The sequence below is a fragment of the uncultured Campylobacter sp. genome (genome assembly GCF_937981295.1).
Classification (GTDB): Bacteria; Campylobacterota; Campylobacteria; order Campylobacterales; family Campylobacteraceae; genus Campylobacter_B.
The window spans coordinates 33,437-55,961 of record NZ_CALJPC010000016.1; the positions used below are offsets into that span (position 1 = coordinate 33,437).

22 protein-coding genes are annotated in these 22,525 nt (G+C 47.8%); 9 read left to right on the forward strand and 13 right to left on the reverse strand.

Translation table 11 applies throughout. The features are described 5' to 3' along the window. Positions 1 to 366: 366 nt before the first annotated feature. From Q0135_RS01655 to Q0135_RS01665, 3 genes are all read right to left on the reverse strand, one after another. Positions 367 to 1,335 (reverse strand): DUF3137 domain-containing protein, encoded by a 969-nt coding sequence (locus tag Q0135_RS01655; protein WP_297987736.1) that lies wholly within the window; start codon positions 1,333 to 1,335, stop codon positions 367 to 369. Between the two features lie 240 nt (positions 1,336 to 1,575). Continuing rightward, complete coding sequence (locus Q0135_RS01660; RefSeq protein ID WP_297987737.1) at positions 1,576 to 3,879, reverse strand: DUF1007 family protein; 2,304 nt, start codon at positions 3,877 to 3,879, stop codon at positions 1,576 to 1,578. Positions 3,880 to 3,882: 3 nt separating this feature from the next. After that, entirely contained in the window at positions 3,883 to 4,809 is a 927-nt protein-coding gene (locus tag Q0135_RS01665; protein WP_297987738.1) for a zinc ABC transporter substrate-binding protein, read from the reverse strand. 115 nt (positions 4,810 to 4,924) lie between these two features. On the opposite strand from Q0135_RS01665, the gene Q0135_RS01670 reads away from it, so the two are divergent. Together Q0135_RS01670 and Q0135_RS01675 are read left to right on the forward strand one after the other, a co-directional pair. Beyond that, a complete protein-coding gene (locus Q0135_RS01670) occupies positions 4,925 to 5,278 on the forward strand; it encodes an HTH domain-containing protein (RefSeq protein ID WP_297963390.1) in 354 nt (117 codons plus the stop codon). Positions 5,279 to 5,412: 134 nt separating this feature from the next. After that, complete coding sequence (locus Q0135_RS01675) at positions 5,413 to 5,853, forward strand: hypothetical protein (RefSeq protein WP_005873131.1); 441 nt, start codon at positions 5,413 to 5,415, stop codon at positions 5,851 to 5,853. Between the two features lie 862 nt (positions 5,854 to 6,715). Here Q0135_RS01675 and Q0135_RS01680 read toward each other — a convergent pair. From Q0135_RS01680 to rpmB, 4 genes are all read right to left on the reverse strand, one after another. After that, the gene (locus Q0135_RS01680) at positions 6,716 to 6,946 is read right to left on the reverse strand and encodes a YdcH family protein (protein WP_005873127.1); all 231 of its coding nucleotides are present in this window, start codon (positions 6,944 to 6,946) and stop codon (positions 6,716 to 6,718) included. Positions 6,947 to 7,191: 245 nt separating this feature from the next. After that, positions 7,192 to 8,385 carry a bifunctional glutamate N-acetyltransferase/amino-acid acetyltransferase ArgJ gene (gene argJ, locus Q0135_RS01685; RefSeq protein ID WP_297987740.1) on the reverse strand — a complete coding sequence of 398 codons (1,194 nt, stop codon included), beginning with the start codon at positions 8,383 to 8,385 and terminating at the stop codon, positions 7,192 to 7,194. After that, positions 8,378 to 9,508, reverse strand: coding sequence for a potassium channel protein (locus tag Q0135_RS01690; protein ID WP_297987742.1), 1,131 nt, complete (start codon positions 9,506 to 9,508; stop codon positions 8,378 to 8,380). The genes argJ and Q0135_RS01690 overlap by 8 nt, the downstream gene beginning before the upstream one ends. 18 nt (positions 9,509 to 9,526) lie before the next feature. Beyond that, positions 9,527 to 9,718 (reverse strand): 50S ribosomal protein L28, encoded by a 192-nt coding sequence (rpmB, locus tag Q0135_RS01695; protein ID WP_297987744.1) that lies wholly within the window; start codon positions 9,716 to 9,718, stop codon positions 9,527 to 9,529. Positions 9,719 to 9,862: 144 nt separating this feature from the next. Here rpmB and rpe point away from each other — a divergent pair, with 144 nt between their 5' ends. The 3 genes from rpe to Q0135_RS01710 all read left to right on the forward strand — a co-directional run bounded on the left by rpe (position 9,863) and on the right by Q0135_RS01710 (position 12,090). Next, positions 9,863 to 10,504, forward strand: a complete 642-nt coding sequence (rpe, locus tag Q0135_RS01700) for a ribulose-phosphate 3-epimerase (protein WP_297987746.1) — start codon at positions 9,863 to 9,865, stop codon at positions 10,502 to 10,504. 21 nt (positions 10,505 to 10,525) lie between these two features. Further along, on the forward strand, positions 10,526 to 11,332 hold the full coding sequence (locus Q0135_RS01705; protein ID WP_297987748.1) for a 3'-5' exonuclease: 807 nt from the start codon (positions 10,526 to 10,528) through the stop codon (positions 11,330 to 11,332). A gap of 509 nt (positions 11,333 to 11,841) precedes the next feature. Continuing rightward, complete coding sequence (locus Q0135_RS01710) at positions 11,842 to 12,090, forward strand: hypothetical protein (RefSeq protein WP_297987750.1); 249 nt, start codon at positions 11,842 to 11,844, stop codon at positions 12,088 to 12,090. Between the two features lie 1,091 nt (positions 12,091 to 13,181). On the opposite strand, the gene Q0135_RS01715 is transcribed toward Q0135_RS01710, so the two are convergent. Together Q0135_RS01715 and Q0135_RS01720 are read right to left on the reverse strand one after the other, a co-directional pair. Next, a complete protein-coding gene (locus Q0135_RS01715; RefSeq protein WP_297987752.1) occupies positions 13,182 to 14,318 on the reverse strand; it encodes a glycerate kinase in 1,137 nt (378 codons plus the stop codon). Positions 14,319 to 14,712: 394 nt separating this feature from the next. Then, the gene (locus Q0135_RS01720) at positions 14,713 to 16,089 is read right to left on the reverse strand and encodes a GntP family permease (RefSeq protein ID WP_297987754.1); all 1,377 of its coding nucleotides are present in this window, start codon (positions 16,087 to 16,089) and stop codon (positions 14,713 to 14,715) included. 124 nt (positions 16,090 to 16,213) lie between these two features. Between Q0135_RS01720 and Q0135_RS01725 the strand changes: the two genes are divergently transcribed. The 3 genes from Q0135_RS01725 (at position 16,214) to Q0135_RS01735 (ending at position 16,951) form a co-directional block, all read left to right on the forward strand. Beyond that, entirely contained in the window at positions 16,214 to 16,432 is a 219-nt protein-coding gene (locus Q0135_RS01725; RefSeq protein WP_297987756.1) for a hypothetical protein, read from the forward strand. Further along, positions 16,422 to 16,619 carry a hypothetical protein gene (locus tag Q0135_RS01730; RefSeq protein WP_297987758.1) on the forward strand — a complete coding sequence of 66 codons (198 nt, stop codon included), beginning with the start codon at positions 16,422 to 16,424 and terminating at the stop codon, positions 16,617 to 16,619. Before Q0135_RS01725 ends, Q0135_RS01730 begins: the two co-directional genes overlap by 11 nt. 194 nt (positions 16,620 to 16,813) lie before the next feature. After that, on the forward strand, positions 16,814 to 16,951 hold the full coding sequence (locus tag Q0135_RS01735; RefSeq protein WP_297987761.1) for a hypothetical protein: 138 nt from the start codon (positions 16,814 to 16,816) through the stop codon (positions 16,949 to 16,951). Between the two features lie 224 nt (positions 16,952 to 17,175). Here the strand turns inward: Q0135_RS01735 and Q0135_RS01740 are convergent, their stop codons facing one another. Both Q0135_RS01740 and Q0135_RS01745 read right to left on the reverse strand, forming a co-directional pair. After that, complete coding sequence (locus Q0135_RS01740; protein WP_177387616.1) at positions 17,176 to 17,598, reverse strand: Sua5/YciO/YrdC/YwlC family protein; 423 nt, start codon at positions 17,596 to 17,598, stop codon at positions 17,176 to 17,178. Positions 17,599 to 17,611: 13 nt separating this feature from the next. Beyond that, entirely contained in the window at positions 17,612 to 18,511 is a 900-nt protein-coding gene (locus Q0135_RS01745) for a DMT family transporter (protein ID WP_297987763.1), read from the reverse strand. A gap of 149 nt (positions 18,512 to 18,660) precedes the next feature. Between Q0135_RS01745 and Q0135_RS01750 the strand changes: the two genes are divergently transcribed. Further along, the gene (locus Q0135_RS01750) at positions 18,661 to 18,906 is read left to right on the forward strand and encodes a hypothetical protein (protein ID WP_297987765.1); all 246 of its coding nucleotides are present in this window, start codon (positions 18,661 to 18,663) and stop codon (positions 18,904 to 18,906) included. A gap of 154 nt (positions 18,907 to 19,060) precedes the next feature. Here Q0135_RS01750 and Q0135_RS01755 read toward each other — a convergent pair whose 3' ends face one another. After that, positions 19,061 to 19,702 (reverse strand): hypothetical protein, encoded by a 642-nt coding sequence (locus Q0135_RS01755; protein ID WP_297964653.1) that lies wholly within the window; start codon positions 19,700 to 19,702, stop codon positions 19,061 to 19,063. 302 nt (positions 19,703 to 20,004) lie between these two features. After that, positions 20,005 to 22,518, reverse strand: coding sequence for an endopeptidase La (lon, locus tag Q0135_RS01760; protein ID WP_297987767.1), 2,514 nt, complete (start codon positions 22,516 to 22,518; stop codon positions 20,005 to 20,007). Positions 22,519 to 22,525: the final 7 nt, after the last annotated feature.

Genomic DNA, 22,525 nt, shown 5'->3' on the forward strand with positions numbered 1-22,525 from the left:
GCCGATTAAATTTCGTCGCTATGCGAGTTTGGCACTAAAAGCTAGAGGCTGCGATACGAGACGCGGTCAAATTTTATTTTGAGCATGAAGAGCTAAGCAAGAGTCGCTTCCAGGAAGCATCGGAGCGTTAAATTTTATTTATAAGACAACGGCAAGGCGTTTTTGCTTCAAATTTATGCGCGATAGGCACTTTCATCTCTAATCGTATCGCCGTTTAAATTTCAGGTAGCTACCGAGAGATTGCATTGCTGATTAAATTTAGGACGGCTGCCGAGAGATTGCGCCGCTGATTAAATTTTACGGTTTTGCCGAAATTATGCTTCGCCGGAAAACTCCGTCTAGCCTAAAATGAGCAGGTACAAAATTTCAGCTGTAATGCGTCCTGCTAATTTGTGGTCCCAGTGTCTCGATTAGGCTTAAAATTTTGCGGATCTGCGTTTGGTATTCGCGCGCGAGCTCTATACTAGCGGGCCTACCAAAAAGCGTAGTTTCAAAAAGATCGGGCGCACCGTTTAAAAATAGATATAAGCGCTCATCCATAAATACCGCGCTCAAGCTGAACTCGCCGCTCGTTTCGCGATTTATTTCGCGCAGACGCTCCATAAACGCGGGCGTTAGCAAATAGCGCGCTTCTACTTTGTCATCCGCAAACACGCGAAAATCGCGCATAAAATCCACATCGTCCATCATCTCTTTTTCGCCGAAGATCTTGGCGTTTAGCTCCCTGCTTACCACTATCGTTTTGCCCGAGGTTTTTTTCGCGAGCTCGCAGATCAGTACGTTGCCGTCAAAGTCCATATAGTTATCGTAGAATATTTTGATCAACATAATCGCCGCTATGAGCGGATTATCCGTTTTCATGTAAAACCTACCATTACTATGTACCTCGCTGAGGCTAAATTTAATCCCGCAGTGCGCGCCCGTAATCTGATCCTCGCTTTTGATCCTAGATTTCCTATAAATTCTAAATTTTTGAAATTCCTCTTCTTGCATACCGGTATATGGATCATATTTTAAACCGGCATCTATATCGTTTATTACGGCGCGGACGAATATCTCTTTGTAAAATTTGTAGTAGCGAATTTCTGCTTCAGTTTCTTGGCCGGCGCAATGCATAAAAAATATCCAAAAGATCTGAAAAAGGATCAATACGCCCAAAAATTCGGCAATTTTTATTAGAGGAGTGTCTGCTTTAACGCCGTCTAGAGACATTATTGCGAATAGGACCGCAAAAAAGGCGGCTATACTGAGGTAGCGGTATCTATTAAAAGCTCTAGCGCACGCTTTTTGTTCGGTTAAAGTCTGCGAAACGACATCTTGCAGAGCAGGCAGCATATCTATCCTTGAGAAAAATTTCGCCCGTATTGTAGCGAAATTTAGCGGAATTCATAAAGAGCGAATTCCGCCGCATAATGAATAGTCGAGATCGGAGCTTAATTTACGCAGTCCTTGCGGCGTAAATTTTAAAATCTTACTATTCTGAAAACAATTCGCACCGGATTTAAAATTTAACGCATTGCGTAAACTTATATTTCACGCGAGCTGCCTTTGTAAATTTGCGTTTAAATTTTGCGATCACAGCACCCTGAGGCTGTCTGAGAGGAAATACATAAAAATCCCGAGCCCGAACATCACGAAAAGCCCCAAAAATTCGACGTAAAGCTTCAGGCTTACGAGCCGCTTTGAGCTTAGCTCGTTTGCTTTCGCGCCGAAAAGCGCGGCTAAAAATATCACGACGCTCATTCCAAAACCGATGAAAAGCGCACTTGCGACGCTAAGCGCGAAGCTTCCGAGGCTGAAGGCAAGCACGAAAATAAGGATCGTACCGGGGCAGGGCACGAGCGCCGCTGCAAGCGCGATAAGCCACTCCTGCCCTTTCTCACCGCCGCTAGTCGCTCCATTTTGCAGCGAGTGAGATGAGGTTTGGTTTTTTAAATTTGCAGAATTTAAAGTCTGTTTTTGCTTGTTTTGGCTAGGCGAGTTTTCTTCCAGGCTCGCATTTAAATTTAAATCTAAATTTAGCTCTGCCGTTGCGGCGTCGCCCGAATTTTCAGCATCTAAATACTGCGCGGATTCGCCGCTTTGAATATTAAATTTAGAAAATTTATAGCTCTTTGACGCTGCGTCAGCGGAATCCCCGGCGTTTGCAAATGCCGTATTTTTTAAGCGGGAGTCCGTATCTGCGGTCTTTGCGGCGGAAGCGCAAGCGGCGCAGGAGCAGCCCGCATCGTGGCCGGCGCCCGATCTTACGCGGCGAGCTTTGTCGTAGATGATGAGCGCGGTTATGACGATGATCAGAAGCGCTGAAATTTTCGTGGTGATCGAGGCGGAGTTTGCAGAGACGAGCCCTGCGACGTTTTGCAGCACGAACATGCTCGCACTTACTAAAACGAGCGCTCCTAGGACGTGCAGAAGGCCGATTTTAAGGGCAAATCCAAAGGCCTTGATGTAGCTGCCGCCATGGGCTAAGAAATAGCTCGCCGTTAGCAGCTTCGCGTGCCCAGGACCCGCCGCATGGAAAAAGCCGTATATGAAAGAAAGCGCCAAGACCCATAGGATCGTGCTCGCGCTTGCATGCTCGCTACTTGCGCGAAACGCCGTTTTGAGGCTTTTCATAAAATCCATCGTCTTTTGCGCGACAAATCCCAGCGAGACCTCTTTGTGCTGCTCGCTTGAAATCTCGTCGCTACCGGATGCGGCTCCGTTTTTCTCCGCTCCATTTTGCGCTAAATTTAAAGAACTCTCCTCGGGCGGCGTCGCGAGATTTTGCGTAAAATGCGCGGAATTTAAAGAATTATCTCGCCTCGCCGTTAAATTTTCGCTCACGCCTTTATATGCAGGCGCCGTAGAATTTACGGGATCGTTAAAATTTATCGCAGCGCTTCTGTCGCCTCCGTTTTGCGCTAAATTTGAATTATCGCCTAAAGGTGCGGCGTTTTCGCTATTTTTCGCGGCGGCCTCTAAGTTTTCGCTGCCTAAGCGGTCGGAATTTGCGGGACCACCTTTTGCCTGCGCGTCCTTTTTGGCGGCTTTATTAATCTGCGCGATAGTATCCGAAGCGGCTATATTTTTTTGCGCCTCTGCTGCAGCCTCCGAAACAATATCGCCGACCGATCTTTGGTTTGATCTGCGTGCTGAGCTGGAATTCGGTTTAGCTTGGCCGCCTTGCACAAGTTTATCCTCTGAGCTCGCAAGGCTCTGCTGGCTAGATGCAAGACCGCTCTGCGTTAAATCAGAGCTCGGCGCGCTTGAAATCGGCGGTTTTTTATCTGCGATCTTTGGCTTTTCGCCGCTAAATTCTATAAAAGTGGTGGCTAAATTTGAATTAGGCTTCGCTACAAAGCCCTCGCCCAGATTAATGGGCTTATCGTCAAGCATTTTGAAATTGAAAAATCCCTGATCGTCGTTAATGGAAATTTTAAGAACGCGGCCGTTTCGCAGCTCGAAGCCGACCTTTTGATCAAATTCAAACACGAGTCTGCCCTTTTTGATGAGGCTTATTGCGTTTTTAAAATTTCCCTTGATCTGCGTGCCTACGAGGTTGCTAAGCGCAGGCTTTGCGTTTTTTGGCGCTTGATCGTAGAATTCCGCCTCGCAAAGATAGTTTTTGGGGGTTAGATAATCGGTCATCGCCTTAGTTATCTCGGCAAGCTCGCTATTTTCAAGCTTGCCGTTGGAATTTATATCGTAGGTCTGCATTATGACGTCGGTAAAATTTTGAGAGAAAAGCCACGAAAAATGCAGGCTCACGATCTTGCCGTCTTGTGCGACAGGGGTAATGCTAACGTGCGCAGTAGGCGTGTATAGGGCGCACAGAGCGCACGCAAATATCCGCGAGCTAAAGATCGCGGATAAAAGTAAAATTTTAATAAATTTCATCAACTACAAATTTTCTCCGAAAACGTCGATCGTCTTTTTCATCGTCTTGTACCAATCTAGCGGCAGCTGATCGATCTCCATTACCTTTGCGCCTGTTTGCGCGGCGATAGTTTGCGCTGCCTTTTTGGAAAACTGCGGTGCGACGAAAATCACCTTGATCTTTTCCTCTTTGGCTTCCTCGATTAGCTCGGCTAAATCCGCAGGCTTAGGCTCTTTGCCCTCTACTTCGACTGCGATCTGCTCCAAATCGTATCGGTGCGCGAAATAGCCCCAAGACGGATGATAAACCATAAATTTCTTTCCCTTGACGCCCGCTAATTTCTGCTTTGCGTAAGCGTCCAGCTCGTCAAGCTTTTTAGCAAATTTATCGAAATTTGCTTCGTAAATTTTAGCATTCTTAGGATACTGTTTGGTTAACGCGTCTTTAATATTTTTAGCTTGAATTTTTACAAGCTGCGGATCGAGCCATATATGTGGGTCTAAGCCGCCGTGATGGTGATGGTGCTCGTGCGCCTCGTGGTCTTTGTCGCCATGCTCATGATGCGCGTCATGATCGTGATCATCGTGATGTGCGCTATGATCATGTTCGTCGTGATGGTGATGCTCTGCCATAGCCATTTTGGTAATGCCATCTTCGGTGCGGATTATCTTCATCTTCGGATACGATGCGGCAAGCTTTGGTAGCCAGACTTCATCAAATTCTATACCGACTGCAAAATACAGATCGCTATTTTCTAGCATTTTCATCTCCGAAGGCTTAGGCTCGTATGTGTGCGGATCAGCGCCTTTACCAACCATCGTATTTACCTGCAGGGTATCACCTGCGATCTGTTCAACAAAATACTTCGTAGGAAGTATGGTCGTGGTGACCGTAGGTTTGGCGAATGCTACGCAACTAGCTGCTAAAAGCGTGAAAACAAGCTTTTTCATAAAATTCCTTTCCAAAAAAAAATTGCGGAAGTATATCAAAAGCAACTTAGTTGCAACTTAATATAAATTTATCTAAATTTCGCTATCATCGCTTAAATTTTAAAAAAGGCGTAAAATGGATCCCAAAGATTTTTTAGCGAGTCACGATATCGCTCCTACAGCGCTTAGAGTGCAGATCGTGCAGATCCTAAGCGAGAAAAAATACCCGGTAAGTTATGATGAACTAGTAGAACTAACAGGTGCTAATAAAACCACGATATATCGCAATATAGCGCTTTTGGAAGAGAAAAATTTGATAATTACCAGCGAAAATAATCATAAAAGCTTTTATGAGCTCACCGACGGCGCAAAAGCGTATTTTGTCTGCGAAAGCTGCCATAAAATGGAGGAGATTTCGATGCCAGCTTTGCCACAAAAAAATGTCAAAAGTGTGCTTGTGCGAGGATTGTGCGAGAAGTGCGGCGGCTGAGGCGGGAAATTTAATAAAAAGCGCTCAAAGAAACTTAGCTAAAACGCTAGGGCAAAATTTAACCGATTTTTAACGGATTTTTATAAAACAAACGATATAATCCGAGCGTTTCATATTTTAAAAGGGAAAATTTAGTGAATAAAAACGATACGATAAAAGCAATAGAGAAGTTTGTAAGTTCTCAAGAAATGACGATGTTTCGCCTGAAAAAGGGTATCTACGGCGATGCGATGAAAAACCTGGATCAGGTTTTTACGCCGTATAAGGAGTTTGCCGAGTTTTTCAAAAATCCCGCAAATAGGTTGCAGGAGCTGTTAGGCAACATCGCGTACGAATCGATTTTAAACTACACTGAAGCAGGGCTATCGCACTGCGAGAAGATCCACTCGATCTATTTTGTGGAATCCAAAGGGTTTTTCAAAAGCGGGCTAAAGTATATCGAGCCTGATGCGACCGCTAGAGAGAGGGCCAAGAGCTATTACGACAAATTGCTGGAAAATAATGAGAAGCTTAACGAATATATCGATATCGGCTTGCAAAGGCTACATGGCTTAGAAGCGAAGGTTTTCGAGTAGGCCAGGTTAGTTTTGGGATTTGATTTGCGTGGCGAAATTCTATCGCAAATTCTTGGCGCTTAAAATTCTATGATTAAATTTCATACCTTTTGCAGATCGCAAACTTATACTATTTAATTCCGCGTTAGCGCCGCTTTTAATTGCGCATATAGCAAATAGGGTGGCTTGAGCAATTCCGTGCCGGCAGGCATTATCCGATACGATCAAAGAAATAATCTAAATTTTTAAAGCTCAACGAAGCGGGTTAAAATAAGCAAGCTTGGCTAAATTCCGTGGAGCTACCAAAAGCAAGCTCTAACATAAACTAGCGCTTGGTTGGAGTCTGCGAATTTGAAATTTCGCGGCTAGCGCGAACGGGAATTTAAAATTTTAGCGCTTTTAAATTCCTTCGAAATGCGGAATTTTAAAAATAGGTATTGCGCCTGCAACAAGCAAAACGCAAGATTTGAAATTTACTAGAAAATGCTCGCTGCAAAGTAAAATTTAAGAGCCAGGCTGCAAGGCGATGCGGCGTAAATTTTAATTTACTCTGTAGCGCAAAATATATTCAGCAAGAGATATTTTCGGAAACAGAAGGGGCGATAGAGAGCCGAGATGAGTTATATTTATTATGCTAATATTGCATTATAGAATATCTACAGTTATGTAGCCGATACGTAAAAATTATTTAGAGGTGTCAATATGGTAAAGCGTGCGGTATAAATTTTAACTCGTTTTGGTGCGCTGTTTTTATTTATTGCACGCAGCAAATTTAAGCGGTTAAACTTATTGAGATTAGAAAATTCTAAACACGGATTAAAGCTTAGCGGCGAAATTAGCCTTGCTAGCATTCTGCTGCATCTTAATTTCGCCGCAAGCAACTTTATTTATCTGCCTTTTCGGCTTTATATTGCGCTAGCAAGCTGCCTAGCTCATCTTTTATGCGAAGCTTTTCTTTCTTCATCGCATCGATCTCCAGATCGCTCATATGCACTCTGCCGGCCTGCGCGTCGGCGATCTTGTGATCCAGCTCGTCGTGCTTCTCAAATAGCGAATCAAATCGCGCGTTTTTGCCTTTTAACTCAGTGATTAAATCTCTGTATTCATGAAACATGCCTACTCCTTTGAAAAATTTATTCAAGTATATCAATAAAGCGCTTAAAACCTAATTTTAGCTATCAAATTTAGACTGAATTTCACGCATGAGATTCCAAATTTTAAGAGGTAAAATTTTAGTATTTAAAAATTTAAAACAGGCAAATTTAAATGATAAAATTTTAGGGCAGAGCTTTAAAGCCCTGCCGCTATTCGCTATTTTCGAGACGAGATTTTTATTATGAAAGAGTAAGCTGTGAATCTTTATGATCTATAATCCGCGTTGATTTTTACGTAGTCGTAGCTAAGATCGCAGCCGTATGCACTAAACTCGCCGTCTCCGAGCCCCAAATCGCACCAGATCGTAAAGCTTTTTTGCTGCATCACGGCGTGAGCCGCAGCCTCGCGTGCGGCGTCCAGCTCGCGATTTTGTGCATCATAAAGTAGCACGTCATCGTATTTGATACGCAGCTTTTCTTCGTCGCATTCGATACCGCAGGCGCCTATGGTGGAGGCTATGCGACCCCAATTCGGGTCTTCGCCGAAGATCGCCGTTTTAACAAGCGGCGAATTGCTTAGCGCCTTCGCCGCCGTGCGAGCGTCTTCGGCGTTTGCGGCACCGCTTACTTTAAATCGCACCAGCTTGGTTGCGCCTTCGCCGTCTTTTACCAGCATCAGCGCAAGCTCGCGCGTCAGGGTGTTTAGCGTGGAGGCGAAGGCGTCCTTTTCGTAGGCGCATTTCGCGCTGCAGCAGAGCATAATCGTATCGTTGGTGGAGGTGTCGCCGTCGACGCTTACTGTGTTAAAGCTCTGCTCCGCCGCCTTTTTTAGCAGCTCGTCCATATCTGCGCGCGGGATTTTTGCGTCGGTCAGGACGAAGCAGAGCATGGTCGCAAGCGCAGGATTGATCATACCCGCGCCCTTGCAAACGGCTGCGATGTGAAATTTCTCGCCGTTTTCTAAAGAAATTTCATACGCAAGCTCCTTTTTTATCGTATCTGTCGTCATAATGGCGGTGGCTAGGGCGTTCGAGTTTCGCGCCGAGAGGTTAAAATTTTGCGCGGCGGCGATAATTTTTTCCTTTTTGAGGCGGTATCCGATGACGCCGGTGGAACTCATAACGGGGTTTATCAGAGCGGTCTTTTTGCCAAGCTCGCTAAAAATTTCATCGATATCGGCGATTCCTTGTTCCCCGGTCATCGAGTTTGCGTTTTTAGAATTTACGAGGATAAAATTTGTTTTAAGCTCCCCGCCCGCGCGCTCCTGCGCCCTTTTGAAATGCCTAATCGGCGCGGCTTGAAATTTATTGCTCGTAAAGATCGCGCTTACGGCAAAGGGCTCGTCCGCGCGGATAAATCCCAGATCGTTCCCCTCTTTTTTAAAGCCCGAATTTATGCCGTCGAAATAAAAGCCCTCGACATTCTGCAAGCTGCCCTCGAGCTTAGTAATTTTAAACATATCTCATCTCCTGCGGCTTGTATTTGCTGCGGATGAGCTTTTTGGTGTTGCGGATGCCCTCTGCTGTACCAATAACTAAAAATTTTACCCCAGTACCGATGAGATAGTCGCCATCGGGCATCGGGATAAAGCGGCTGTTAGGCTCTTTGATTCCCACGACGTCGGCGTTTGTAAAATCGCGCAAGCGAGTTTCTTTTAGACGCTTAAAGCGGATCCACGAAAAATCGGGCACCGTAATCTCCTCGATATCGATGAGTGAGTCTTTTTTATACAAAAATCGCTCCAAAATATTTTCCATATCGGGACGCACGCTGATCGCAGAGAGCCTTTGTGCGGCGAGCTTAGAGGGTGAGACGATAGAATTTGCGCCGAGTTTTTTTAGCCTCTCGGTGTCGCTGTCATCATCGCTATTTGCCATGATGAAGTAGGGGGTGATGCGACCAAGCTCCTTTTCGTAGAGGCGCACCAGCGAGATTATTGCAATATTATCGGCTAAATTTGAAGCCAGCGTGATGACGCATTTGGCCGATGAGAGGTGGGCTTTTAGCATCGTGGTTTCCACGTGCGGCTCGCCTACGATGAAGTAGGGGTAGCGGTTTTCTTCGGCGATTTTGGCTAGAGCGGGATCGGGGTCTATCACGACAAAAGGTAGATGATTTTCGCGAAACTGCTTGGCAAGCTCGGCGCAGTAGATGTTGTTGTAACAGATAATGTAGTGGTTTTTGAGCCTTGCGATGTTATTGATCATTCGTTGCTCCCTAAGTAAATTTTGAAGTTTGCCGTTTTTTATGACCTCGACGACGACGCCCAGGCAAAACGAAAAGGTTCCAAAGCCCATGAGGATGAATAGCACGGTAAAAATTCTACCCGCGGGCGATATAGGCGCTACTTCGGTAAAACCCACCGTCGTAAAGGTCATGCCCGCCTGATAAAAGGCGTCCACGAGCGAAAAGCCCGCTATAAAAACATAGCCTAGCGTGCCGATTAGCATCATCAGTACGATGGTTATCAGCGGTAAGCGGAATGGGCGTAGCTGGTCGTAAATTTCCGTGTAGAGGTTTATGTCCGGCTTAGTCGAGCCGGACCAGTCGAGGAATCGCTTGATCTTGTCCAAGATAGACATAAATTCCTCTTTAAGAGGTTATTTTGATAGCTTTTTCATAGTTCTTAGAGTAGAGGCGGCGACTTTGATCCTTTTGGTCGTGCCGTCTTGCAGCTGTACGCGTATGCTGCGTAAATTTACCTGAAATTTCTTCTTCGTCCTGTTGTTTGCGTGGCTGACATTATTGCCTACCATCGCACCTTTGCCGGTGATTGCGCATCTTCTTGCCATAATAAATCCTTGATGATTAAAATAAATGGCGATTATAGCGAAAAAATTTCAAATTATGCTTAAAATCCGCTGCGGTTTAAATTTAGCGAAATTTATGACAAAACTAAGTAAAATTCCACATCTTGAAATTTTAAAGGAATTTTAATGTATGTCGCACCCAGCATTTTATCGGCGGATTTCGGAAGGCTTGCGGAGGAAATTCGCGCAGTCTGCGAAGCGGGCGCCGATCTCATTCACGTAGACGTGATGGACGGGCATTTCGTACCCAATCTCACGATCGGACCGCTCGTAGTAAGCGCCGCGGCAAAGGCGAGCAGCAAGCCTTTAGATATCCATCTGATGGTTAAAAACGTGCCGTTTTTCGTCGATCTTTTTTTGCCGCTAAAGCCGAAATTTCTTAGCTTCCACATCGAGGAGGAGACCCATCCGCTGCGCCTCATAGATCACATCCGCCATAGCGGCGTCTCGCCTGCGGTCGTGCTGAATCCGCACACCCCGCTTAGCGCGCTGGAGTTTATCTTGGGCGAAGTGGATATGGTGCTTTTGATGAGCGTCAATCCGGGCTTTGGCGGGCAGAAATTTATCCCCTCGGCGCTTGAAAAAATTAAGCAGCTGCGCGAGCTGATCGATCACAAAGGCGCAAAATGTCTCATCGAGGTCGACGGCGGCGTAAATGGGCTCAATATCGCAGATATCGACGAAGCGGGCGCCGACGTCGTGGTGGCGGGCAACTACATATTTTCTTCAAACGACTACGCGGAGGCGATCCGTGCGCTTAAAATTTAGGCGCGGCACAGGGGTAAAATTTTGACGCATAGAATCGAAAATCTCATAAATTTACTGGCTCAAAAGAGCATAAATTATTACGATTTTATCTCAAAAGCAAGCGATATTGCCGAAATTACCGAGCTTTTCGAGCCCAAAGACCTCTCGATGTGGCGGGCGCTGGGCATAGAGATAATAAAACTAGATAGCGGCAAAATCACGCTCAAGACCCGCGAGACGGACATTTCGGATGAAATTTTTTGCTTCGTGGACATCGAGACGAACGGCGGGCTCTCAAACGGTCAGATCATCGAAATTGGCGCGATAAAAACGCGCGGCACGCAGGAGCTCGATCGCTTCGAGAGCTTCGTTTACGCGCCCGTCGTGCCCGAAAATATCACGGAGCTTACGGGGATCTGCGCGGACGATCTTGTAGGCGCACCGCCGCTAGCTAGCGTGCTGGAGCGCTTTAGACTGTTTTTAGGCGATAGCGTTTTTGTGGCGCACAACGTCAAATTTGACTACGGCTTCATCGACGCGAGCCTGCAAAAATGCGGCTTTGGGATGCTTTTAAATCGCAGGCTCTGCACCGTCGAGCTCGCGCGCCGCACGATCGAGGCGCAAAGATACGGCCTTGGCTCGCTAAAAGAGCTTTTAGGCGTGCAAAACGTCCACCACCGCGCATTTAGCGACGCCATTTCCTGCTTTGAAATTTTTAAATTCGCACTCTCGCGGCTACCGTGGAGCGTGCAAAGCACCGAGGACCTGATACTTTTTAGCAAAACCGCAAAGAGCCTGGCGCTGCCTAAGCCGCAGATTTCGGGGTGCGGCGAGGGCGAAATTTTATAAATCGCGCGCCGAATTAAGAGATGAAATTTTAGTGAAATTTCGCGCCGCCGTTTGAGGGGTAAATTTTACGCTTTTAAGCGGCGGCGCTTTAATCTGCGCGGATTGAGGTAGCGTAAATTCGATCCGAGCGATTTTGGCGGGCAAATCGGCGCGTATGGACCTGGATTTTGAAATTTTACCCTTGCCGTAGCGATTTGAATGCTCACAAATCGCGGCGGCGCAAATTTAAAGCGCTACTGCGGCGAGATGTGATTGCGAGCGAACCGAAAGGGCGCGAATTTAAGCAGGCGCAGTTTTAAATCGCATTGCGATCGCACCGGATTTAAGTGTAAATGCCCGCAGCGGCGCACTCCGCGTATGCCGACTAGGCGGATCATGCGATTTTAATTTACTCGGGCGGGTGCGGCAGCGAGCGCTCGTGGAGCCTTTTTGCTTTCGCGGTTTTGACTTTTGCGGCGATAAATTTTGCGCCCGCCCGCGGTTTTACAACCTTGCTTCGGGCGAATTTTATGAGCGCTTGCAGTCGCGCGGATGCGTCCGAAGCGCCGCGCGCTCTAAATTTTAAATTAGCCCAGGCGCGCGAATTCGATGCTTTAAACTCTAAAATCAATAAATTTTGCCTGCGCCTGCGCGTCTTTTGCGTCCTAAAAGCGATAAATTTAGCGTGCCCGCACTGCCGCCGCAGATACACTAGGCGCGAGGGTCTTCTGCATTCGCCGCTTGGAATTTTGATATTTGATTTTAGCTTGACGACCTGATCGGTACGTGCCCGTGCGGCAAATTTTAAAATGGAGCTTTATAAAATTTTTTGGTGCCTACCGCAAATGAAATTTTATAAATTTTTATCGCAAAACACAGCGCGATCGGAGCAAATTTAACGCAAACCTAAATTTACCGCAGCGGCGTACGACGACCGCATCCGCATTAAATTTAGCGATAAGCAAATCTGCGATCTTAATAATACAAATTTACACAGACGCAGCCCGCCTCTCATCAAAGCGTCATCGGAGGGCTGATGGGCTTTGCGAGCGAGCGGAGTAATGCGCCGCCGCCATCTTTGCAAGAAGCGCGATCTTGCGATTGAGCGGTCCTTCCGCCTCAAGACGGACATATCGTAGGCTAAAATTTAAATGGAATTTTAAAAGAGGATAGCTGCTTTTAAATTTACGTTGCAAATCTCATAGGCTGCGAATATGGCGTTAAATTTTAAAATTCTATCTGCTTTAATCACGCCTTGAGGTTGTATTGTGAGGGGTGCGCGAGCCGCTTGATTGGAAAATGAGTTTTAGATCGCGCCTTGCGTATGTATCGCGCGGTAAAATAAATTTTTGCGCTGAAAATTTCGCGCCGCTGTGTTACTGCCGAGCCGCTCGCCGTCTTACCTCTCGTCCTATCGCTCCGTATTTTCAAACGCGCTAGAATTTCGGCAAAGCTACGTTTTAATGCAAAATTTATTCGCTTGCCGCAGACTGCGGCGGATGAAATTCTGCCGCCCGTCGCAAGCTGCGCGCGGTATTTACTTGCCGCGCATGCATGTCATAGCCCGTATCCTCTTGCCGCGGCTGCTACTTTACTAACGTCCATCGTTGTAGGCTCTCGCCTGCTTCTTCGCGTATATTTTTGCGCCTTGTAAGCTGCGCGTCACCGCATCTGCGTCAATATCACGCCGTGCCTTTAAAGCACGCAAATCTATCCTGCATAAAATTTCGCTTCTTCGTCGCACTCGCTGCCTGCCACACTTTGTCGTGCTTGTTTGTTGTGAGCCGCCGCCGCGCCGTATCCCTGCCCGCACTCGCCGTACCCGCTGCAAGTTTTAGCGCCCGCGTCTTAAAATTTCAGTCCAAAATCCCTATTTGGCGCCGCGTCCTAGCAGAAACAATCTCACCGCTTGTTCGGCGACGCGGGCTAAATTTTGTGTTGCGGTCTCTTTTTCCATCGCGCGCTCAAGGCTCATCGGTTCGTTTAGGATGCAAAAAAATGCGCCTATGCCCCGCTCGTTACAGCCACCGGCACAGGGCGAGATGCCGCCTGCCAGCGCGATTACGGGCACGCCGTAGGAAGCGGCGATCTTTGCGACGCCGCAAGGGGTTTTGCCCATCGAGCTTTGAAAATCGAGCCTTCCTTCGCCTGTGATGACGAGCTCGGCGCCTTGCATATCGCGATCCAGTCCGATCTCTTCGGTGATGATGTCGATGCCCGGCTTAAGCGTCGCGTTTAGAAAGCTCACGAAGCCAAAGCCCAGCCCGCCGGCGGCTCCTGCTCCGGGGCTATTCCAAAGCTCGCGTCCGAGGTGCTTGCTTACGACGCTTGCGAAATTGATAAGTCCCGCATCGAGTTGCTTTACCATCGCCGCATCCGCGCCCTTTTGCGGGGCGTAAATATATGCTGCGCCGTTTTCGCCAAAAAGCGGATTATCCACGTCGCAGGCGATGAGAAACTCGCATTCTTTAAGATGCGGCAGCACCGAAGTGCAATCTATCGTGGCGAGTTTAATCAGATCCTCGCCCGCTCCCGCAAGCTCTGCGCCATTTGCATCTTTAAATTTAAAACCAAGCGCGCGTAGCATCCCCATACCTGCGTCATTTGTAGCACTTCCGCCGATGCCTATGATAAACTTTCGCGCGCCGTGCGCGATCGCATGCGCTATCATCTCGCCAAAGCCATAAGTGCTCGTTTTTAGCGGGTTACGGCGCGATTTTTCGATGAGCGGCAGACCCGATGCGGACGCCATTTCTAAGATGCCTAGCTCGCCTTTTAAGGCGTAGCGTGCGGGCGTTTTTTCGCCTAACGGATTTGCTACGATAACGTCCATGAACTTAGCTTTTAGCGCGTCGGCAAGGGCTTCAACGCTTCCTTCGCCGCCATCTGCGATAGGTTTGACGAGCACCTCGCAGCCTAGCTTTTCGATGCCTGATTTTACGGCATTGCCCGCCTCAAGCGAACTAAGCGAGCCCTTAAACGAGTCGATCGCGACTAAAACTTTCATATTTTTCCTTTAGCTGGTATTTTAAAATTTTGGAATTTTACAGCGCGTAGGCTAAATTTACGATGACAAGACTGAAGCAAGAGTAGAATTTTAAAATCTCGTCGCCAAATTTATGGGGCAAATTCTAAAATTTCATGTCGTGGAATTTTAAAATTTTGTAAGCCACAGAATTTCGGCTAAATTTTAAAATTCTGTAGCGATAGAATTTTAAAATTTCGCTCCTTGAGACTTTCTGTGTAAATTTAAAACTCCGCTATACGAAATTTTAATACTAGGGCATTTGCGCGGTATGGCTAGCTACGTAAATTTAAAGAATTTTTGTAGCTAGCCGCTAGTAGATGCCCGTAGCACTCCGCACTGATTTAGCGCGGTAGCGGCTAGAAAATAAGCTAACCTAGATCAAAAACAGCGACAAAACCCACACGCTGATCATACCCGTAATGCCCATAATTAGGGTTAGCATTGTTTGAGTGCGGTAGCCTTGTTGCGGGTTCATCTTACTAAAATTCGTAACGACCCAGAAGTAGCTGTCGTTAGCGTGCGAAACCGTCATAGCGCCCGCTGCGATCGCCATTACCACAAGCGCGCCGGACATTTCGGAGGTGAAGCCCAGTACCTGCATCAGTGAGCCATCCGCGTTAAATGCGCCCATAATCGAAGCTGTAGTGATGATCGCCACGGTGGAGCTTCCTTGCGCGGTTTTTAGGACTGCCGAGATTAAGAACGGGAAGAAAATCCCCGCGGCTTTAATGGCGGTCGCATTATCCTTGATGTAGGTTACGAAGCCGGCGTCGGTGATTACCTTGCCTAGCACTCCGCCCGCTGCGGTGATGAAGAGGATCGGGCCTACTATCTTTAAGGATTCGTTGGTGATCTCGCTAAATTCACCTAATTTGCCGGTTTGCATGAGTAAAAATACCGCAAAAACTACGCCCAAGGCTAGCGCGATGATAGGATTTCCTAAAAATTGCGAAATTTCACCCGCAAACCCGCCTACTTTTAGGATCTTGGCGACGGAACCCAGCGCCATAAATAGGATCGGCACCAAAATAGGGGCTAAGCTTAAAAATCCGCCCGGCAATTTGCCGTATTGTTTAAGCAGATCGTCGTAGCTTTTTGCGATGACTTCATTCGCTTCAGCCTCGCTTATATGGACATTTTTAGCGACTTTTTTTGAAAAAAAGTATGTAGCGATCAGCACCGGCAAGGACACTACCGCGCCCATTGCGATTACGAGCAGTAGATTGCCGCCTAGACCCACGGCGCCTGCTGCGGCGATCGGCCCTGGAGTCGGCGGGATGAATACGTGCGAGGCATAAAGTCCGCCGGAGAGCGCTACTGCAAGAGCGATCGGATTTTCGCCGATTTTTTTGCTGATCGCTTCTCGGATCGGGTTTAAAACGACGAAGCCGCTGTCGCAAAATACGGGGATACCTACGATCCAGCCCATTATGAGCATCGCAAGCTCGGGGCGCTTTTGCCCGACTACGTTTACGACCATATCGGCGAGTTTGAGCGCCGCGCCGGTCTTTTCGAGCACGGTGCCGATGAGCGCGCCGAAGATTATGACGATACCGATACTCTTAAACGTGCCGCTGAATCCGTCGCCGATAATCGCGGGGATCTTGGCTAGCGGTATGCCCGCGACGATCGCGAGCGCCAGGGAGATAAGCATTAGCGCCAAAAACGGGTGAACGCCTGCTTTGGAGATCAAAAAAATCATCACGACGACCGCTATGGCGAAGCAGATGATTAACGCAACACCGCTCATAAAAGCTCCTTGAATGGATTTAATTTGCCCGCAAGCGGTTTAAGCTAAGCCGTTTGCGCTTCAAATTTAATGCGGTAATTTTAGCGAAATTTTAATATAAAGCAAGAAAGGCGGCGTTAAATTTATGGAAATTTATGATTTATGCGGAAATGATGGACTAGCTAGCGGAATTTATCGGTTGGAATTTATCGGTGCCGCGCGGCGAGAGGCGGTTAAAATTTTAAAATTTGCAGCGTTTGGCTTGACGCACTGCGCGGCGGCGGAAATTTTATCGCAGATCTGTCGTCGCGGCGCAGCAATGGCGGCGGTGTGCTTGCGCTTTACGCGCATCTTTGGCAGCTAAAAGGTTGGACGGATTTGCGGCGCTTGCTACTGCGGCAGCGGCGATTAAAGGCGTAGTATCGGCGGCAGCGATGAGGCAGCGGTGGCAGGACCTTCGATATACAATCAGCGATGATAGAATTTTTGATCGTAATACTTGCAGCGGCGATAAAATTTTAATTGAAACTATCGGTAGCAGCGGCGGTTGAATTTTATTAAAACTATTGGCGCAGCGGCGAAATTTTGATTTTGGCGGCGTCAGAGAAGCTTTTCTTAAAGATGAAATTTTAATCAAAGGCAGGAGCAGCGTCAGTAGAACTTTGATTAAAAACGGTGCGTAGCGACTCTGGTAAAAACTAGCGGCAATGCCCGATCTCTAAAATTTTAATCAAAAATGCTCGGGATGCAAGAATTTCTAGCGACAATCTTAGCTCGCCCGAGTTGGAATTTTGATCGAGAGTATCTGGCGATAGAATTTCATCCAAAGCTAGCAGTAGCGAAATTTTACGGCTTCGAAAACGGCAGTAATTTTACTGCTTAAGGATAGTAGGAATGTGCATTTTCTATATGATTTTTTGCGAGTCTGCCGTGATCTTTTCACGATTTTTTAAAATTCCAGACGGTATTTGCGCGGTTTATATGTGACGAAATTTTACGGTTCGATAAATTTATAGAGCAATTTAAATTTACAGTCGCTTAAATTTATAAGCTACTGCGCCTCTTTTTTGAGCGCTCTTTGCGCGCGTAAATTTTTAATCGGCAGCTCTATCTAATCCGCAAAATTTTAGTTTTTGAAATTTTATAGATTTTCGAGCTTGCGTTTTGGCTGAAATTTTGATCCACGACCTGATCCGCCGCTGCTTTCGCCCACTCTTCGTCGAAGCTTTGTCCATTTAAATTGGCGCTGCTGGAGTAGAGCCAGTCAAATTGCCTCAAAAACTCCTCGTGAGCACACCCTTTTACGACGCGCACGGCCTTGGCGTTCGGATATAAAAACGTCGTTTTTCTCGCGCGGCGCACTAAATTTTTAAATTTAGCGGGCACGCGAGCGAGATTTTTTAGCTCGCTAAGCTTTGCCGTCGTTATGAGGCAGGGTTTGTCCGCCGCTCGGCGTTTTAGCGCGTTTATCTCGCGAAAATCCTTACTCAAAAATCCAGCCGTCGTATCGGTCTGCGCCAAATAGATCATCTCTCCTCCAAATTTACGCCTTTTTCCTATCTTTAGCCAGCAAAAATATGCACGAGATAATGAGCGTAAAGCCCGCAAAATCAAGAAACACGAACTCCGTCCCCAGCCAAAAATAGGCAAACGCCGCGGCGCTCACCGGCTCGATGCACGCTATCATGCTCGCCCTGCTCGCGCCTATTATCTTTAGCCCCGTCATGTAAAAGCTAAACGCGCATATCGTGCCTAAAATCACCACCGCGGCAAGCGCCGCAAAGCCCTGCGCGTCGCTCACGCCGCCTAGCTGCCAAACCCGCGTGTAAAGCGCGAGCGCGCCGCCGCCGATGACCATGCCCCAGCCTAAATTTAGCGCGACGGGGTATTTTTGATTTAGCTTCGTTGGGATGAGACTATAAATCACGACGCCAAGCGCGCTAATGAGGCACCAAACCAGCGCCTCCGCGCTGATAACCAGCGAGCCAAGATCGCCGTGGGTGGCGAGCAGCACGACGCCCAGCACCGCGAAAATGAGCGCGATGAGCTCGACCTTTTTAGGCACGCGTCGTTCTAAAAAGCAAACGACGGCAAGGATGAGCGCGGGCGCGGAGTACTGGATCACGGTCGCGACGGCGGCGTTTGAGAGCTCGACACCGCAAAAGTACGAATACTGCGTCATCATAAGCCCAAAAAACGCGTAGATGAGCAGCTGCGGCAAAAGCACGCGATCTTTTAGCGGCGCAAAGGCTAGGCGCGGCGAGCGAGCGACATAATACGCTACCATCGCAAGCCCCGCAAGGCTCAGGCGGTAGGGCACGAGCCAGTCGGCGCTGACGCCTTTTTGCGTGAACAGATACTGCCCGCAAACACTGCTAAATCCCCATAATACGCCGCCAAGAAGCGTGATGAAAACGCCGAAAAATTCGTTCTGTGATCTCATTTGCCGCCTTAAATTTAAAGCCAAAGTATACAAGCTTATGCTTAAGCTGGGGTTAAATTTGGGCGAGAGCTAACAGGGCAAAGCTAAATTTGATTAAGCCAAATTAAATGGCGAAAAACCTAAAAATTTAAAAACAAAAAGGAGAAAATTTGAGCGAAACGACTTTTGCGATTATATTTTACTGCGCTTGCGCACTGTTTTTGGCGGCAGTAGGATACTTAGCTTTGGGCGTTTTGGCGAAATTTTACTCTTTTATCAAATTTGCCACGCGCCTTTGCTTACAAGACCCCAAATTTAGCCTCGCCATGTTTGTGCCTGCGTGTATTTTATCGCTTTATATCGCACTGTTTTCGACGAAAATTTTTAGCATTATCTCGCCTGCGCATAGATTTTAGTTGTATTTTGCGTATGTTTTGACTTTTTGTGCCTAAGCGCGGCGAAAGCAAATGCAAAGCTGTTAGAAGAGCTAAACGCGAAAAAGGATTTAAGAGAACCCGAAAAAACTCGCCAAAAAGGCGCTAGAGTGGCTCACAAACTCGCTGAATTCGGCTAGCGTTGTCTAAATATCCGTCCGAAAAACGCAGCCGTTTGGCGAGCCCTAAGCAAAACAAACGCTCGCAGCTGCCTACAAATCTGCATAATAAGATACGCCGACATCATCACGCAAAAATTTGCAATGCCAAAGCCGATCATTTCATAGTATAAAAATAATTCTAGCCTCATCTGTGCTATGAACTCTCGCGTCGGGCGATAAGTGTGCCATATTCTATAACCCGAGAAAAAATCATCAAGTCCGCCGAATACCAAAAAGCATACGATAAGCGCAAATAAAATAATGCCTTGTGAAAGAGCCTGGGCGTTGTTTTTGTTTTCCTCAAGCCTGCCGGTAGCTCCTTTTGCCACGCCGTAAAGCCCCGCAAACAGCAAACAAACGGGCATAAAAAAGCATAAATAGCTAAGATGAAACGCCGCTACATCGCCAAAGGTTGTTTTGGTTCGCGCTACGTCTATAGCCGGGTAAAAGCCCGCCATAAACGCCGTAAAGTCTCTAAAAACTGCGTGAGCGGACAAGATATCTTCGGGCACGGCAAATAAGCTCAAAGCTGCCAAAACATAAGCGATCAGGCTAACAAAAAAGGCGATTTCAAGCTTCCTTGCGGCTAGTCTTAATCTTGCTTTTAGTCTTATCATTTTCTTGCTTTATATTTTGATCGCAAACGGCACAAGCGGGAATCTAAAGAAATTTTAAATTCCGCGCGCCATGCGGTAGGATTTTAAAATTTCAGAGTCTGTGGTAGTGCTCAGCCAAATTTAGAATGCGAATTTAACCTCTAAATTTGGCTGAATTTACGGACGTCAAATTTGCGGGCTAAATTTGACGTCTGAATTTACGGTTTTAGTTTCTTAACCTCACTCGCCGCTCAGATACTCCTGCGAACTCTTGGCCTCCAACACGCTGCTAAAGTGGCAAAATTTAAAGTGGCGCTTTAAATTTAAACGAGCGCCAGCTTCAGCACCTCTTCGATCCGATCTACCGGCGTTATTTTCAGATCGTTTTTGACCTCGTCCGGGATCTCCGCCAGGTCGCGCTCATAGTTTTTGCGCGGGATCAGCACTTCGGCGATTTTGGCTTTGTGCGCAGCGATGAGCTTCTCCTTAAGCCCGCCGATCGGTAGCACCTTGCCGCTTAGCGTGATTTCGCCCGTCATCGCTAGATCTGCGCGCACCTTGCGCTCGCTTAAAATCGACGCGATCGCCGTGCTCATCGTGATGCCTGCGCTCGGTCCGTCCTTCGGCGTCGCGCCCTCGGGCACGTGGATGTGAAGGTCGAATTTATTATAAATCTGCTCCGAGCTTTCGGAGCTTTCCTCCGCGCCTAAATTTCGCGCTGCCACAGGGCTTTTAGACGCTGCGACGCCGTTTGCGCGCAATGCGGAGTTTTTACCGCCGCGCGGGGCTTTTGCCGCGCCCGCCTTCGCGTCTTGAGCCGCTTTGAGCTTACCCTCGTCGATCAGCACCTTTACGACGCTAAAGGCGATCTGCGCGGATTCTTTCATCACGTCGCCGAGCTGGCCCGTGATCGTCATCGCGCCCTTGCCTTTGATCTTGACCGCCTCGATCTTGAGCACGTCGCCGCCTACCGCAGTCCATGCAAGTCCGTTTACGATGCCGATTTGATCGCACTTTTCGACCTCGTCGATCTCGAAAACCTTTTTATTTAGAAATTCGCTTAAATTTTTCGTCGTAACGACGATTTTTTTAAATTCTTTGTCTTTTAAAATTTTAACCGCGACTTTGCGGAAGATCGCAGCGATCTGGCGGCGCAGGTTTCGCACGCCGCTTTCGCGCGTGTACTCTTCGATGATCTCGGAAAGGGCGGCGGGGTTGATCGCTACGTCGGCTGATTTTAGGCCGTGGCGCTGCAGCTCCTGAGGGATCAGATAGTCTTTGGCGATCTGAAATTTCTCCTGCGGCGTATATGAGCTAAGCTCGATAAATTCCATCCTATCGCGCAGCGGCGCAGGTATGAGAGATACGTCGTTCGCCGTGGCGATAAAGATGATCTTGCTAAGATCGATGTTGAAATTTAGATAGTAATCCCTAAAGCTCGAGTTTTGCTCGGGGTCTAAAATTTCAAGCAGAACTGCGGTCGGATCGCCCTTGTATGAGCTTGAAATTTTATCGATCTCATCAAGCACGATGACGGGGTTCATCTGATTTGCCTCGATGAGCCCTTGCACGATGCGGCCCGGCATCGCGCCGATGTAGGTGCGGCGATGTCCGCGTAGCTCGTTTACGTCCTCGAGCCCGCCTAAAGCGACGCGGATAAGTTTGCGCTTAAGCGCGGTCGCGATGGAGTTCGCAAGGCTCGTCTTGCCTACGCCGGGGGGGCCATAAAAGCACAGGATCGCGCCGCCGTTTTTGCCTTCCTCTTTGCTCTTCTTGCCGCTTGTGCCGCGAAGCTCTAAAAGCTGCTTCAGCGCGAAATACTCCTCGATGCGCGCCTTGGGCTTTTTCAAGGAGTGGTGGTCTTTATTTAGCTGCGCGGTGACGCCGTCGATGGACATCTTATGCTTGGCGGTCTTTTCAAAAGGCACCTCCAAAACCCAGTCCAGATAGCTCTGCACGAGCCCCGCATCGGCGCTGTCGGGATGAAGGCGGGCAAATTTATCGATCTGCTTTTTGATCTCTTTGTAAGCATCCTCGCCCAAATAGGGCTTTTTGGCTTCCAGCTTTTTGCGGTACTCCTCGATCTCGACGTCGCGATCGGCATCGCCGCCGAGCTCCTTTTGAATCTGCTTGAGCTGCTCTTTTAAAAAATACTCCTTATTTGTCTTGTCGATCTTGGAGTGAACTTTGCTTTTGATCTCCTTTTCGAGCCTCTGCGCTTCGATCTCGTCGGAGATGTAGTTGATGAGGTTGAAAAGGCGCTTTTGCAAGTTGCTCTCGGTAAAAAATGAGTAGGCTACCTGTTTTTTTAGGCGCAGTGCGCTTAAAATGAGATCGCAAACGCGCGCGGCGTCAGTGCCGTCGTCGATGGTTTTTAGTAGATCGTTTGGGAAAAAATGCGTGAGCGTGCTAAGCGTCTTGGTTTTTTCCTTTAGCACGCTTACCAGCGCGTCTAATTTCTGGTCGTTGCCGCGCTCGTCGTGGATGATATCGACGGTAGCGACCAGCGGATCTTGCGAAATTTCTTTTACGATTTTGCCTTTTAGCGCGCCTTGAAATAAAATTTTAACCCGACCGTCGGGAAGTGGCACGGTTCTCATCACGGAGCCCACGACGCCTGCGTTATAGATGCCGCCGAAGCTTCTATCGCCGCTAAATTCCGACTTTGAGCTTACGACCAGTATCATAGATTCGTTTTTGGCGGCTAGATCGAGGGCTTTTTTGTTATGCTCGTCGCCGATGAAAAGGGGCGCTATCATAAACGGATATAAAAATAGCTCGTCCTCGACGATGATAGGCAGATCGCTCGGGAAGGTTGTATTTTGCATCAGTTGCATCGCTCCT